This is a genomic window from Aliamphritea ceti (genome assembly GCF_024347215.1).
GTDB lineage: Bacteria > Pseudomonadota > Gammaproteobacteria > Pseudomonadales > Balneatricaceae > Amphritea > Amphritea ceti.
The window spans coordinates 892,596-906,975 of the sequence record NZ_AP025282.1; the positions used below are offsets into that span (position 1 = coordinate 892,596).

The window sequence follows — 14,380 nt, forward strand, 5'->3', positions numbered from 1 at the left end:
TGTGGTTTGCTGTTTATTTGATGGTAAAGAACAGAGTGTCTAAGGAGTTGTTTTGAATAAATTACAGTTGCAGGGAATCGGTATGACCTCGCAACGCACCCGCAGCCGTTTAGTGCAGCGGTTGCAGGATCAGGGCATTATTGATCCGCAGGTGCTGGATGTGATGGCAAGTACTCCCCGACATATTTTTATTGATGAAGCTCTGTCACACAGAGCTTACGAAGATACAGCTTTGCCAATAGGTTTTAACCAAACAATTTCTCAGCCTTATATAGTCGCTAAAATGACTGAGTTACTGTTAGCTGAAGGGGCTTTGAAAAAAGTTTTAGAGGTTGGTACAGGATCTGGGTATCAGACAACTGTGTTGGCTCAGCTGGTTGATCAGGTGTATAGCGTGGAGCGTATTCGTCCATTGCAGGAAAAAGCCCGTAAGCGTTTACAGTTACTGTCTTTACGTAATGTGAACTTACGGCATACTGATGGCGGCATGGGATGGGCTGAAAGAGGGCCGTTTGATGGTATTTTAGTTACTGCTGCACCTGAACAGGTTCCAGCAGAATTGCTTCAGCAATTGGCAATTGGTGGCCGTTTGGTAATTCCGGTTGGTGGTCGCCAGCAGGAATTAAAGTTGGTTATTCGTGAGTCTGAGACAGATTTTACGACAGAAGTACTTGAAGCAGTTAAGTTTGTACCGCTCTTAAGTGGTACAGTGCGTTAAAGTATGTTGAATTAAGATATTAAGTTCAAATAGTTAGCTAAAAGATTTGCAGTGGCAGGAAGGAAATAGTGTCAGCACGGATTAAGTTGTTCTTAAAAGGTATGCTCATGGGAGCTGCAGATGCTGTGCCAGGTGTTTCTGGTGGCACTATTGCGTTTATTACCGGCATCTATGAGGAGCTGATTAACAGTATTAAATCCGTTGATATGGATGCTGCCCGGTTATTTCTGTCAGGAAGTTTTAAAGATTTCTGGAAACACATAAACGGCAGTTTTTTGTTGGTATTGATACTCGGAATTGTGACGAGTATTGCTACAGTTGCTGGCAGTGTATTGTATTTGCTTGATACCTACCCAGTGATGCTGTGGGCTTTTTTCTTCGGATTAATTCTCGCGTCTTGCTGGTTGATTATGAGCCAAATTGACACCTGGAATATGTGGCTGACATTGATCTTTGTTGTCGGCGCTATGTTTGCGTATTTAGTGACATCCATTACCCCTACTGAAATAGAGCCTACTTCGCTGGCGGTATTTCTATCTGGTATGGTGGCCATATGTGCGATGATTTTGCCAGGTGTTTCAGGCAGTTTCATCCTGTTAGTTATTGGCATGTACACGCCAATTTTAAGCGCGGTTAAAGCATTTGATGTCCAGCTGCTAGGGTTGTTTCTTGCTGGTTGCGTTGTTGGTATCAGTGGTTTTTCCCGGGTTCTGAGCTGGATGTTTGTGCACTATAAAATGGCAACGCTGGCGGTGCTGGCTGGCTTTATGCTTGGTTCGCTGAATAAAATCTGGCCATGGAAATATACAACAGCATACGCCATTAATCGTCATGGCGAGCAAGTACCACTTGCACAGGATAATGTATTACCTTTGAGTTACCAGGCGCTGACAGGAGAGCCGTCGTATTTATATGCGAGCCTTGCGCTGATGGTATTGGGTGGGGCTATTGTGCTGTTGATGGAGCGCGGTTTATCTTCACAAAGGTAACGCTTGGGAGTCTTGTGTATGGCTGGAATGTTCAACCAACAATTATTTGCAATGATGCTTCTGTCGTTGTTGGTAATGACTGGTTGTTCCAGCAATAGCGCTTATGCGCCTATCAGTGATTTATCCGCAGCTGACAAGCGTAGAGCAAACACCAGTGCACTGCGAAGCACTAATGCCAGTGGTTACACAGTGCGCCGAGGTGATACCTTATATGGTATCGCATTCAAATACGGGCTTGATTACCGCCAACTGGCCCGCGCGAATAATATTGATGGCTCTTATGCTATTTATCCCGGTCAAAAACTTTCTCTGAAAACGTCTTCGGTTGCCCGTGGTTCTGACGCGGCACCTTTAGCAGACCGGACTACTACAAAACCTCAAAAAACTGCTAAACCTGTTAAAACACAGCCACGTGCAACGCAAAAAACAGCATCTAAAGTAAAAAATACCCAAAATGAGACTAAAGTTAAAAAGCCTGTGAAAAAGCCTGCTACGGCGGGCAAGAGCGTAGCTTTAGCGGCAAACCGGAAGCTGCAATGGCGCTGGCCAACCAAAGGCAGGATTGTACAGGGCTATAGCAGCAGTGGTAAGGTTAATAAAGGTATCAACTTTTTGGGTGAGCGGGGAGAGTCTGTTTTTGCGGCTGAATCCGGCAAAGTTGTATATGTCGGTAGTGGGCTCTTGGGTTACGGTAACTTGGTGATAATTAACCATAATCAGACCTATTTGAGCGCTTACGGGCACAATAGCAAAATTCTTGTAAGGGAGAATGATGTTGTAAATATCGGTGATAAGATCGCCGAGATTGGCAGTAGCGGTGCCACCCGTAACATGCTGCATTTTGAGATACGCCGGAATGGGAGTCCGGTCGATCCAAAGAAGTACTTGCCCAAAAGAAGATAGCCTGGACACACAGTTAATGGAACTATTTGAGGTGGGTCGATGGAAAATATTGAAAATAGCGAGCAAGATACAGCCACAGTAACCCCTGATCGTGAAGAGAGCGCTAAGCCTAAATTCATGAATAGTGGTCGTGGTAAAGGCAGTATGGCGCATAATGATTTATTAAACGCCAAAACCCTGGATGCAACACAACTCTATCTTAATGAGATTGGTTTTTCGCCGTTGTTGTCTGCTGAAGAAGAAGTGTATTACTCTCGGCGGTCTCTTAAAGGCGATGAAGCATCGCGTAAGCGAATGATCGAAAGCAACCTAAGGCTGGTTGTTAAAATCGCCCGACGTTATATAAATCGGGGCCTGACACTTCTGGATCTTATTGAAGAGGGTAACCTCGGGCTGATCAGAGCAGTGGAAAAGTTTGATCCCGAGCGTGGCTTCAGGTTTTCAACCTATGCTACCTGGTGGATACGTCAGACGATTGAACGGGCGATTATGAATCAGACCCGAACAATACGCCTTCCTATTCATGTGGTTAAAGAACTGAACGTGTATTTACGGGCTGCCCGTGAATTGGCTCAGAAGCTTGATCATGAGCCTTCAGTAGAAGAAATTGCCAAAGCTGTTGATAAGCCGGTAGAGAATGTTGAACGAATGTTTGGCCTTAACGAGCGTGTGACTTCGGTTGATACACCGGTAGGCAAAGATTCCGACAAAATGCTGCTGGAAACAATTCCGGATGAAGAAAGTTCTGATCCGGAAACCCTGTTACAGAATTCCAATATCAGCGGTAATCTTAATCAATGGCTGGATATGCTGCCGGAGAAGCATTCTGAAGTATTATCCAGACGATTCGGCTTACGTGGCTTTGAAATGAGTACGCTTGAAGAAGTTGGCCGTGAAATAGGTTTGACCCGTGAAAGAGTAAGGCAAATTCAGGTTGAAGCTTTACGTAAGTTACGTGAAATTGTTGAACGTAATGGGCTCAGCGGAGAAGATTTGTTACGTTAATTGTTCATCAACGCCTGAAGCATGTTTAAGAATCGCTAGCTTAAATGTGCTTTAGTTCCCTGGTGGTTGGTGTAACTTAAGCGTGACTAAAAGACGTGATTTAAAGGACGCGACTTAAAAAGCGCGTAAAAAACGGGACTTAAGTTTTGAGCTTAAGTCCCGTTTTTTTTGTGCTAATTACTTAGCAGTAGTGTGGCGTGATACTTAGTCTCGCTCAACAGCTAGTGCCGTGCCCATTCCGCCGCCAATGCATAATGTAGCCAGGCCTTTTTTGGCGTCACGACGTTGCATTTCATGTAGCAGGCTAACAAATACTCGACAGCCTGAAGCGCCAATCGGGTGGCCCAGTGCGATAGCGCCACCGTTTACATTGACAATCTCAGTGTTCCATCCCAGATCTTTATTTACCGACATAGCCTGAGCTGCGAAGGCTTCATTGGCCTCAACCAGTTCCAGATCACTGATATTCCAACCGGCTTTTTCAAGTGCTTTCTGAGTCGCACAAATCGGACCGGTACCCATAATAGATGGGTCGACACCAGCGCTTGCATAAGATTTGATACGTGCGAGTACAGGTAGGCCAAGCTCTGTCGCTTTTTCAGCGGAGCAAAGCATAACAGCGGCGGCACCGTCGTTAATAGTTGAAGAGTTACCTGCGGTTACTGACCCATCTTTTTTGAAGGCCGGACGTAACTTACCTAAAGCTTCAGCAGTTACACCTGCACGTGGTTGCTCATCGGTGTCAAATACAATGTCATCGCCACGGCGCTGTGGGATCACGACAGGTACGATTTCGTCTGCGAACTTGCCTGCAGCCTGGGCAGCTTCTGCTTTGTTCTGAGAAAAGGCTGCGAATGCATCCTGCTCTTCACGGGTGAAGCCGTATTTTTCAACGATATTTTCAGTAGTGATACCCATGTGATAGTCGTTAAACGCATCCCACAGGCCGTCCTTGATCATAGTGTCGACCATTTTCCAGTCACCCATGCGGGCGCCGTTTCGGGAGTTTGGCAAAACGTGAGCAGATGAGCTCATGTTTTCCTGGCCACCCGCAATGATTACGTCGGCATCGCCGCAGCGTATTGCCTGGGTTGCCAGCTGAATGGCTTTAAGGCCTGAACCACATACTTTGTTGATTGTCAGTGCAGAAACTTCAACGGGTAAACCTGCGTTTACACCAGCCTGGCGAGCGGGGTTTTGTCCACAGCCTGCGGCCAGTACCTGGCCCATGATGACTTCTTCTACCTGGCTGCCATCAATGCCTGATTTTTCTAACAGGCTTTTGATTACAGTTGCTCCAAGGTCGCTGGCTGCAACCGAGGCAAGGGCTCCGTTAAAACTACCAATTGCCGTACGGCTTGCAGCTACAACTACTACGTCACGCATAATATTCCCTCTTGCTTATCAAAACTCGGCTTTAGGATAAGGGATTCTGATGACTGTTTTATTGCATTGAGAGCAGAGAAAACAGTGTTATCTCAGAGATTATCCGGCAGCACTATTTTATTTTGTGCACTGCAGTAAAACATAGGCGGAATTGATCTGCAACGCAGTATTCCGAAGGGTGTTTTGCAATTTACGGATAATCAAAGGTTTAGTAGATAGTACTCAGGAGCGAATCTGCCAGTGCGATAAGCATAGAGGAAGAGGAGCGCGTTATTGAAGGTGCATGAAAGTGATGATGTAAAAAGTAAAGCGGGAGCGTACCTCCCGCTAAGATAATATCTACAGGTCAATAACATAATTATCGATCAGTCTTGCTTTGCCAAGATAAGCGGCAGCTACCAATACTAATTCTTTATCATCCGGCTGAGCTGGCTGTAAATCATAGCGGCGGCAAATATTGAAGTAATCTGGTTTAAAGCCTGCAGCTTCAAGCTGTTGCTGGGCATTCGCCTGTACTTCTGAATAGTCGCGCTGACCTGCTTCAAGCTTCCCGATGGCTTCGCGAATAGTACGGTTCAGCAAAGGTGCAATTTGCATTTCAGCTTCATTTAGATAGCTGTTTCGTGAGCTGAGAGCCAGACCGTTTTCAGCCCGCGCAATAGGGGCACCCTGAATTTCCACGGGTAAAAACAGGTCTTCTGTCATTCGGCGAATAACCATCAGTTGCTGGAAATCTTTTTCACCAAAGATTGCAACGTCAGGACGCACAATACCAAATAGTTTGCAGACAACAGTTGCTATGCCACGAAAGAAGATTGGACGGGTAACACCGCAGTGTAATTGCGAAATACCCGGAACTTCAACCAGAGTCTGGATAACCTGGCCATTTGGATACATGTCTTCTAGCTGAGGCGCAAATAAATAGTCGCAATCCGCATTAATCAGTTTTTCCTGATCGTCCTGCAAAGTGCGGGGGTAGGTATCAAGATCTTCATTTACACCGAACTGGAGAGGGTTAACGAAGATGCTGGCGACGGTAATATCAGCATTACGGTTCGCCTGATGAATTAGTTGGATATGACCTTCATGAAGGTTACCCATGGTTGGAACGAAAGCGATGCGCTTTTTTGCAGCACGCTCATTTCCCAGAACTGTTTGCAGTTCTGCAATGCTGTGTATAGTTTGCATAATCTGAAATCCGAATTATGAGCCGGATAGTTCCCGGCTCTGGCGTGGTAGCCGTTATTCGAAGCCGTGTTCCGGCCCAGGAAAGTTGCCTTCTTTGACAGCATCGGCATATGCCTTAAAGGCATTGGAAATACTGTCAGCTTCCTGCATAAAATTTTTCACGAAACGGGCTTTCTTACCCGGAGTGATACCTAGCATGTCGTGCATAACCAGTACCTGTCCATCAGTATCAGCACCTGCGCCTATGCCAATGACAGGGATACTCACAGCTTGGGTAACAGCTCGGGCCAGTTCGCTTGGCACGCATTCCAGTAACAAAAGGCTGGCACCAGCCTGCTCCAGGCGACGGGCGTCATCAAGGATTAGTTGTGCAGCGTCGTCATTACGTCCTTGCACCTTATAACCACCGAGGACGTTAACCGTTTGTGGTGTTAAGCCAAGATGGGCGCATACGGGGACGCCTCGCTGTACCAGCAGCTCTATGGTTTCGTCGAGCCAGGCAGCGCCCTCAAGCTTGACGATGTGTGCACCTGCCTGCATTAATGCGGCTGCGCTTTCCATTGCCTGGGCTGGAGTGCCATAACTCATGAATGGCATATCCGCCATGATCATTGCGTTCTGGCTTCCTGCGCGAACGGCAGAGGTATGATAGGCGATTTCTTCAACGCTAACGGGCAGAGTGCTGTCATTGCCCTGGAGGACCATTCCTAAGGAATCACCTACCAGTAACACTTCAACACCCGCATCGCTGATTTGCTTGGCAAAACAGGCATCGTACGCAGTCAGAACCGCGAACTTCTCACCGGCCTGCTTTCGGGTAAATAGTGTGTGTAGGGTAACCTTGCTCATAAGTCTAACCTGATTTCTATGACTCTCAGGCGGGGATTATACCTATGCGACAGGGGATTAACTATTCCTTATGTTGCAACTGCGGAATAAAAACCTAGCAAATAAGTATAAGCCGTAAGCTTACTGATCGATGGCCTCAAGAGTACCTATTGGACAGCTTTTCAGAAGTTCTGCTATCCGAGTGCCGTCCGGCAGGGCGATATGAGGTGCCAGTTCTGCCAGAGGGTAAAGTACAAAACTGCGTTCTGTCATAAAGGCATGAGGTACGGTCAGGCGCTCATTCTGAATAGTCTGCTCGCCATATAGAAGCAAGTCTAAATCCAGCGTGCGGGGGCCCCAGTGCTGGATTCTTACCCGTTGATGAGCCTGCTCGATAGCCTGCAAAGCATCCAGAAGTGCCAGAGGTTCTAAGGTGGTTTCAAAGCAGGCAACAGCATTGATGTAATCTGGTTGACCCGGAGGACCAACAGGATCACTGCGATAAAGGTGTGAGCTGGCGTGTGCGCGACAGTTAGGCAGTGCTGCTAATTCTTCCAGTGCATTGCTGACCTGGCTACGAGGGTCTTCAAGATTACTGCCGAGTCCGATGTAGCAAAGTTGCCAGTTGTTCGTATCAGTCATTTTGAGGCTGCTGCTTTGGCTTAGAAGGGCGACGGCGACGGCGACGGCGCTTTGGAGCCTCGTCAGTATTTGCTTCACGATTCATTTCGATACGGTTACCCGGATTGCTATCCTGATAACGTGTCCACCATTCACCCAGACCATCGAGTTTTTCACCACTGTTTTCACGCAGTACCAGTAAATCGTAAGCTGCCCGGAAGCGCGGATGCTCCATCAGGCGGTCTGCGCGTTTACCCTGGCGACGGGAAAGGCGTAATTGTAATTCCCAGATTTCTCTTATAGGTGTAGAGAAACGCCGTGGAATCGCAGTTTGACGAACTTGTGCAGCAATTACCTGGTTTGCTGCTTCATGCAAGGCAGGTAAGGGGTGCATGCCATCTTCGTCCTGAAGGCGTTGCATACGCTGAGTCATCGGATACCAGAGAAGTGCTGCGAACAAAAAAGCTGGTGTAACGCTTTTGTTTTGCTGTAGGCGTCTGTCGGTATTGCTCAATGCATTTAGCACTAGAGTTTCAACCGGCATGTCCTGTGGGTTCTTCAGGCTGGCTGCGGTTTGCTGGAATAGCTGTTCGAACAGGCCGTAATGACGGGTTTGTTCAAATGAAGCGACGCCATGGCCGGACTGGAATATTTTCAGCGCTTCGTCAAACATTCGGGCAGGGGCAATGTCTTTTAATAGCGGTGCCAGACGTTTGATTGGTTCAGCGCTTGCTGGTTCAATGTCAAAATCAAGTTTTGCAGCAAAACGGGCAGCGCGAAGCATTCTTACCGGGTCTTCACGGTAACGGGCATCTGGCTCGCCTATCATGCGCAGAACTTTGTTTTTCAGATCAGAATAACCGCCGGCAAAGTCATAGATACTGTGATCCCGTGGGCAATAGTACAGAGCGTTTACAGTAAAGTCCCGGCGCAGAGCATCGTCTTCAATTGTGCCGTAGACATTATCCCGAACGATCATGCCACTGTCATTTTGACGGCCATGTTCGCCATCAATATTTTCCTGTTTGCTGTCATGGCTGGCGCGAAAAGTAGCGACTTCAATTAAATCACGGCCGAAGCGAACATGCAGAAGCTTAAAGCGACGGCCGATCAGGCGCGAGCGACGGAACAGTTCGTGAGCTTTTTCCGGGTGTGCGTTAGTTGCCACGTCAAAGTCTTTTGGGCGTTTATTCAAGAGGAGATCGCGAATGCAACCACCTACAAGATAGCCTTCATAACCTTCATCCTGAAGATGATAGACAACTTTCATTGCCGCGTCGTTTAAGTGCCGACGTGGAATATTATGTTCATCCTGATGAATAACAAGTTGCTCTTTTTCGGATGAGTGAGCAGGAGTGTATTGGTCGTTCACGGCGTCAGTCGTCGAGGCAGGTTGAGAGGCCACAGCAGGCTGATCATTGTGCCGACGTTTACCGGAGGCATTGCGCAGAAAGAAGAAAATTGCTGCGATGCTAATGACAAGTATAACGAGTACGCTTATTTCCATGCTGAAGTGTTACTTATGCAGGCCTGATTAAAACGCGCATCTTATCATGAATTTATGTGTAAGCGCGCTTCTGACTGCTAGCGAATTAGGATATTTATTGTTCAGGTAAAATACGTGGGGTTTTGCGCTGTAACACGCAGATGGCCGCGTATAGAAAAGCAACGGAAATGCATACAACAATTGAAATTTTTTAAGTAATAAAGGTCTTCAGAATGAAGGAGATGGGTAAAGCTGACCGCTTAGTTAGACAACAACGCTAGTGTTAGCTTGTTGTTTTTATTTCTAAGCACTGATTTCGGGACCGTTGTAAAAAGGCGTCAATTTCAGCGATCAGCTTTAAGCCTCATTATTATTTTTATTCGAGGCGGTTTACTTAGGTCACTCACAATCTGGGTTTTATTTTTATTATGATTATGTGTGTTAAGTATTCTTTTTCTTGTTGATCTAATTATTGCAGGTGGCGTGCCACTTTTTGTAACTATATGTTTTTAAAAGTTTTTGTGTTTTTCGAACACTTGTTTGTTACCATTTTGTAACATTTAGACTTGAAAAAGTGTTACCTCTCTACACGTTTTGTGACTTTATGGTGGGGTGAAAGGTAACACTTTTGTAACCATTGCCAGTAACACATGTGTTACCGGCAATTTAAATCGATCAGGCTTTTTTAGGTTTACGTGGAATGCCAAGTTTCTGACGACGTTCCCACAGGCATTTACGGCTAATGCCTAATTTTTTTGCTAATGCTGTTTCACTCATACCTTCTTGGTTATCGAGCACAAAGCGCTGAAAATAATCATCAAGTGACAGGTTCTGCTGATCTTGGCGGTTACTATCATTAGCAGCTGAGTTAATTGCCGTTGGCATGCTGTTTTTGTGGGTTGCTACAAAATTAGTTTCCAGCGATGCCAGTGAGTCGACTTCTAGGTCGAGGCCAAGTAAGTCAGTGTCTATGAAGTCGCCATCAGCCAGAATGACTGCGCGTTCTACAGCGTTTTGTAATTCACGTACATTGCCTGGCCAACGGTAGTGCAGCATGGTCTGGCTAGCGTGGTGAGAGAATTTTAAATTGGACTTGTTATTTTTACTGCCGCTGTTGCGTAGAAATTGCTGAGCAATATCGAGAATATCCTGACCACGATCTTTCAGTGGTGGCATATGTAACTCCATTACATAAAGACGGTAGTACAGGTCTTCACGAAACAGGCCCTGCTTGGCCATTGCTTTCAGATTTCTGTGGGTTGCAGCAACAAGGCGAACGTCAACTTGCTTGGAGTTGACCGCACCTACTCGACGTATTTCGCCTTCCTGAAGAAAACGTAATAAACGCGCCTGAGCTTCCAAAGGCAGTTCACCTATTTCATCAAGAAACAATGTGCCGCCATTGGCTGCTTCAATTAAACCGCTACGGCTGGTGTCAGCACCAGTGAAGGCACCTTTTTCGTGACCGAACAGCTCAGACTCAATTAATGTGTCAGGTATAGATGCACAGTTTACCGAAATCATCGGTGCATTTGCGCGGGGGCTTTGCTGATGGATTTCCCGTGCAGTGAGTTCTTTACCCGTTCCTGATTCACCTTGTATCAAAACAGTTGCGTTGGTTTTTGCTACTTTACTTAACCGTTTGAATAGTTCCAGCATGGGAGCGCTGTTACCGGTTATAGTGTTTTGTGAAGGTTGGGGTTCAGAGTCTTTGCTTTCAGAGTTTGATGGCTTAGCTGTTCGTTGCAGAATATTTGCAACGGAGGCTAGCATCTCTTCGTGGTCGAATGGTTTAGCGATGTAATCAACGGCACCAAGTTTCATGGCGTCTACAGCAGAGCGTAAGCTTGCATAGCTGGTCATGATTAATACCGGAACCTGGTTTGCGAGTGTGATCAGATCAGTTCCGGGTGCGCCTGGTAATCGCAGGTCACTGATGATCAGGTCGAATGATTCCAGGTTGTTTTCGCTGGTTGCCTGATCGACTGATGCCGCATCGGCGACATCATAGTCATTTTTTTCGAGCAGTCGTCGTAATGCAGAGCGGATAATGCTCTCATCTTCAACTATCAGAATACGGCTCATCTGGTTTACCTTTTTGCCTGTGTCTTGAGTTCCTGCATGGAATTACGCACTGCTTTCCGTGGCAGGAATAGGTAAGGTGATAACCACCTGTGTGCCTTTATTCTGTTTGTTGTTGGCGGGGCTAACGATATTAATACTACCATAATGCTCAATGATGATGTTATAGACCAAAGATAGTCCAAGACCTGTACCTTTATCCGGATCTTTGGTGGTAAAAAACGGTTCGAATATTTTTGCCTGGTGTTCTGCTGAGATACCACTGCCCTGATCCGTCACACGGATAACGATAGAACCTTCTTCATAAGCTGCATCAATACAAATCTCATCCTGCTCACCAGAGGCATCGCTGGCATTGTTCAGTAGATTAACAAACACTTGAAGTAATCTCTGTGGATCACCACTGATTAGCATGTCTGTCGGTGTTTCATTCATGAAGCTGATTTGTTTACTGCGGGTATCCAGTGAAACCAAATGGATGGCTTCACCTATCAGTTCATGCAGATTTAACGATGAGTGTGCTTCCTGTTCTTCTCCTTGTCCGGTATGTGCAAAGCGGACCAGAGACTGCACTATGCGGGTAATACGCTTGGTTTGAGTCAATATTTGCTGTCCGGTTTCAAGTACTGGTTCACTGTCAGTTTCCAGTTTTAAGTTCTGCGCTAGGCAGGCAATACCTGTTACCGGGTTACCTACTTCATGGGCAACACCTGCAGCGAAGCGGCCGATTGATGCAAGGCGTTCACTGTGAGATAGCTTATTAACTAACGTTTGATGTTCTGTTTCGTCTTCGACCAGAATAACTGCTGAGTCAGTGTCATGCGCGAGGCTGGCTTTGTGCAGACTAAACCAGTGTTCGTGGTTATCGAATATTAAACGCTGGGATAACAGGTGAGCGCCTTCTTCAAGGGCGAAGTTGTGCAACAAGTCTGCCCAGGGATTTGGCAGTTCATCCAGAGTTTTACCTAATACCTGAGAGTGCGGCAGTTCAGTCAGTAGCTCCATCTCTGCATTCCAGAGAATAATTTTCCCCTGGTCGTCAAGAGAACAGGCTCCAATAGGCAGCTTTTGAAGGGTGCTGCGGTGGTGGCGACGAAGGTTGTCCAATTCAGCAGCCAGGCCGGTTAGCTTGGCGTGGTAGGTTTCCAGCTGGTTTTCCAGCAAGTTTACGTCGCGGGTTTTAAAGGTGTCGGAAACCTGGCTGCTGGCGGGTCGGAGTAAAGAGGCAGCTTCAATAGGACCAAGCAGACCACTGAGGTTATTTTCAATCTGCACATGTAAGCGCAACAAGTTAACGGGTGAAAGTCTGTTATTGGCCAGGTCGAGTTCATGCAAGGCAGCATTTACTTCCCGATAAGCAGCGGATCGTCCTAATCGTGGGGTAAGCAGATTGATGTACTGATCACTGTCTTTAATGGTTAGTTGAGGCGCTGATAGCTGCTGCGGCGCTGAAACCAGACAAGCGCTGGCAGCCTGGAACTCTTCCGGTGAGTTATCCAGCAATACCGAGAGTAAGACAAAAACAAAAATATTGGCGACCAACGAATACATAGCTGCCTGATGCCACTCACGTATCTCTGGATAAGAGAGCAAGAAACTGCTGCTGTCGAAGCCGTTAAACAGTGGTGCCAACATAGTCACCAGCCAGATACTCATGCCTGCAATCACACCGCCAATGAAGCCAATACGGTTTGCTGATGCCCAGAAAAGTGTTGCGATAACACCGGGCAGAAATTGTAAAAAAGCAATGAAGGCAATAGTACCCAGTAAGTGCAGGTCGTGTTGTTTACCTATGTTGATGTAAAAAAAGTAGCTGCCAAGCATCAGAGTAATGATCAGACTGCGGCGTAACCAGAGTAACCAGGAATAAAAACGTTGGGTTTTTGGCGCGGGTAATAACGGCAGAATCAGATGGTTTTGTAGCATTGAAGCCATAGATACTGTCGCGACAATAATGATTCCGCTGGCAGCCGCCAGGCCGCCAATAAATGCCAGCATGGTGAGGAATTCAGACTGAATGCCAATACCCAAATGCAGAATCAAAAATTCTGGATCGTTGGCTAACTGCAGTTTCATGCCAGCCCAAAGAATAGGGGGGATTGCGAGTGCCAGTAGTAACAAATACAAAGGCACGCCCCAGCTGGCTTTATAAAGGCTTTCTGAAGATGTGTTTTCCGTGAAAATCATATGGAACATATGTGGCATCACAATGGCTGCTGCAAAAAAGCTCAGAAGCATGGTGCGCCAAGTATCGCTGTCCAGTGGTGTGTAGAAGGTTTCTAACACCACAGGTTGTAACTCAAACCATTCATTGAGGCCGGTTGGTCCGCCAAGAATGTCAAAGAACGCATAGAGACCAATGCCGCCCAGGGCAATTAACTTGAACAATGAGCTGGTAGCCATCGCAACTACCAGGCCCGCATGGCGGTGTTTCAATGAAGGGTAACGGGCACCGAAGAGAATAGAGAACAGTGCGATGATGCTGCAAAAGCCCAGTGCAATTCTGTTTGAAGAAAAGTTACTGCTGAGAATATGCAGGGAGTCCGCGACAGCCTGAATTTGAATTGAAATTAGCGGTAGGGTCGCAATCACCGTCATCAGTGCAGTCAGTGTGCCTGCTCCGGCAGAGCGAAACCTGAAAGCAAATAAATCAGCTAATGAACTTAGCTGATTCTTGCGGGTTATTCGCAGTATCGGAATGAGAATAAGTGGTGCGAGAAAGAAGGCCGCACTGGCGCCAAGATAAGAAGCCAGAAAGCTATAGCCGGATTGCTGAGCAAGCCCGAATGTTCCATAAAACGTCCAGGCGCTTGCATAGATGCCCAGTGACAGAACATACGTAAGAGGGTGGCGAATAATACGGCGTGGAATCCAGCCCCGTTCGGTGATGTAAGCAGCGCCAAATAATAATGTCAGGAACGTGATACCGGCAATCAGCAGGTCGTTAAAGTTAAAACTCATTACGGCGATAGTTCCTTTCCAATAGCACAGCAATAATGATTAACACGGCCCAGAGAATGAAAGGTCTGTACCAGGGGGTGTCATGTTCCTGCCACCATTCCATCAGGGCTGGGGAGAGTAAGTACACGCCAACGACGAATACCAGCATTAATCGGTATAACTGCATATCAGTCTCTCTTTGCCTGCCGGGTTTTAGGGTAAAGCAGGCTGCGG

Annotated in this window: 12 protein-coding genes; 4 read left to right on the forward strand and 8 right to left on the reverse strand. The window is 46.8% G+C overall.

Annotated features, from left to right (window positions below; translation table 11 throughout):
- Window positions 1–82: 82 nt before the first annotated feature.
- From OCU49_RS04035 to rpoS, 4 genes are all read left to right on the forward strand, one after another.
- Window positions 83–718 (forward strand): protein-L-isoaspartate(D-aspartate) O-methyltransferase, encoded by a 636-nt coding sequence (locus OCU49_RS04035; protein WP_261845189.1) that lies wholly within the window; start codon window positions 83–85, stop codon window positions 716–718.
- A gap of 68 nt (window positions 719–786) precedes the next feature.
- A complete protein-coding gene (locus tag OCU49_RS04040) occupies window positions 787–1,707 on the forward strand; it encodes a polyprenyl-phosphate transporter (RefSeq protein WP_336605365.1) in 921 nt (306 codons plus the stop codon).
- 18 nt (window positions 1,708–1,725) lie between these two features.
- Window positions 1,726–2,610 (forward strand): peptidoglycan DD-metalloendopeptidase family protein, encoded by an 885-nt coding sequence (locus OCU49_RS04045; RefSeq protein ID WP_261843709.1) that lies wholly within the window; start codon window positions 1,726–1,728, stop codon window positions 2,608–2,610.
- A gap of 39 nt (window positions 2,611–2,649) precedes the next feature.
- On the forward strand, window positions 2,650–3,615 hold the full coding sequence (gene rpoS / locus OCU49_RS04050; protein WP_261843710.1) for an RNA polymerase sigma factor RpoS: 966 nt from the start codon (window positions 2,650–2,652) through the stop codon (window positions 3,613–3,615).
- A 204-nt stretch (window positions 3,616–3,819) separates the two neighbouring features.
- On the opposite strand, the gene OCU49_RS04055 is transcribed toward rpoS, so the two are convergent.
- The 8 genes from OCU49_RS04055 to OCU49_RS04090 all read right to left on the reverse strand — a co-directional run bounded on the left by OCU49_RS04055 (window position 3,820) and on the right by OCU49_RS04090 (window position 14,333).
- The gene (locus OCU49_RS04055) at window positions 3,820–5,001 is read right to left on the reverse strand and encodes an acetyl-CoA C-acetyltransferase (RefSeq protein ID WP_261843711.1); all 1,182 of its coding nucleotides are present in this window, start codon (window positions 4,999–5,001) and stop codon (window positions 3,820–3,822) included.
- 339 nt (window positions 5,002–5,340) lie between these two features.
- On the reverse strand, window positions 5,341–6,189 hold the full coding sequence (gene panC, locus OCU49_RS04060) for a pantoate--beta-alanine ligase (protein WP_261843712.1): 849 nt from the start codon (window positions 6,187–6,189) through the stop codon (window positions 5,341–5,343).
- 54 nt (window positions 6,190–6,243) lie between these two features.
- Window positions 6,244–7,038, reverse strand: a complete 795-nt coding sequence (gene panB, locus OCU49_RS04065) for a 3-methyl-2-oxobutanoate hydroxymethyltransferase (RefSeq protein WP_261843713.1) — start codon at window positions 7,036–7,038, stop codon at window positions 6,244–6,246.
- A 120-nt stretch (window positions 7,039–7,158) separates the two neighbouring features.
- Window positions 7,159–7,659 carry a 2-amino-4-hydroxy-6-hydroxymethyldihydropteridine diphosphokinase gene (gene folK / locus OCU49_RS04070; RefSeq protein ID WP_261843714.1) on the reverse strand — a complete coding sequence of 167 codons (501 nt, stop codon included), beginning with the start codon at window positions 7,657–7,659 and terminating at the stop codon, window positions 7,159–7,161.
- On the reverse strand, window positions 7,652–9,145 hold the full coding sequence (pcnB, locus tag OCU49_RS04075; RefSeq protein ID WP_261843715.1) for a polynucleotide adenylyltransferase PcnB: 1,494 nt from the start codon (window positions 9,143–9,145) through the stop codon (window positions 7,652–7,654). The genes folK and pcnB overlap by 8 nt, the downstream gene beginning before the upstream one ends.
- A 654-nt stretch (window positions 9,146–9,799) precedes the next feature.
- On the reverse strand, window positions 9,800–11,209 hold the full coding sequence (locus OCU49_RS04080; RefSeq protein ID WP_261843716.1) for a sigma-54-dependent transcriptional regulator: 1,410 nt from the start codon (window positions 11,207–11,209) through the stop codon (window positions 9,800–9,802).
- Between the two features lie 42 nt (window positions 11,210–11,251).
- Entirely contained in the window at window positions 11,252–14,167 is a 2,916-nt protein-coding gene (locus OCU49_RS04085) for an ATP-binding protein (RefSeq protein WP_261843717.1), read from the reverse strand.
- On the reverse strand, window positions 14,157–14,333 hold the full coding sequence (locus tag OCU49_RS04090; RefSeq protein WP_261843718.1) for a hypothetical protein: 177 nt from the start codon (window positions 14,331–14,333) through the stop codon (window positions 14,157–14,159). The genes OCU49_RS04085 and OCU49_RS04090 overlap by 11 nt, the downstream gene beginning before the upstream one ends.
- Between the last annotated feature and the right edge of the window lie 47 nt (window positions 14,334–14,380).

What these genes read in the sequence shown, in the direction of transcription:
- pcnB (WP_261843715.1), bottom strand. Translation starts at nt 9,145, where the DNA reads ATGGAAATAAGCGTACTCGTTATACTTGTCATTAGCATCGCAGCAATT.
- OCU49_RS04085 (WP_261843717.1), bottom strand. Translation starts at nt 14,167, where the DNA reads ATGAGTTTTAACTTTAACGACCTGCTGATTGCCGGTATCACGTTCCTG.
- folK (WP_261843714.1), bottom strand. Translation starts at nt 7,659, where the DNA reads ATGACTGATACGAACAACTGGCAACTTTGCTACATCGGACTCGGCAGT.
- panC (WP_261843712.1), bottom strand. Translation starts at nt 6,189, where the DNA reads ATGCAAACTATACACAGCATTGCAGAACTGCAAACAGTTCTGGGAAAT.
- OCU49_RS04055 (WP_261843711.1), bottom strand. Translation starts at nt 5,001, where the DNA reads ATGCGTGACGTAGTAGTTGTAGCTGCAAGCCGTACGGCAATTGGTAGT.
- OCU49_RS04035 (WP_261845189.1), top strand. Translation starts at nt 83, where the DNA reads ATGACCTCGCAACGCACCCGCAGCCGTTTAGTGCAGCGGTTGCAGGAT.
- rpoS (WP_261843710.1), top strand. Translation starts at nt 2,650, where the DNA reads ATGGAAAATATTGAAAATAGCGAGCAAGATACAGCCACAGTAACCCCT.
- panB (WP_261843713.1), bottom strand. Translation starts at nt 7,038, where the DNA reads ATGAGCAAGGTTACCCTACACACACTATTTACCCGAAAGCAGGCCGGT.
- OCU49_RS04045 (WP_261843709.1), top strand. Translation starts at nt 1,726, where the DNA reads ATGGCTGGAATGTTCAACCAACAATTATTTGCAATGATGCTTCTGTCG.
- OCU49_RS04090 (WP_261843718.1), bottom strand. Translation starts at nt 14,333, where the DNA reads ATGCAGTTATACCGATTAATGCTGGTATTCGTCGTTGGCGTGTACTTA.
- OCU49_RS04080 (WP_261843716.1), bottom strand. Translation starts at nt 11,209, where the DNA reads ATGAGCCGTATTCTGATAGTTGAAGATGAGAGCATTATCCGCTCTGCA.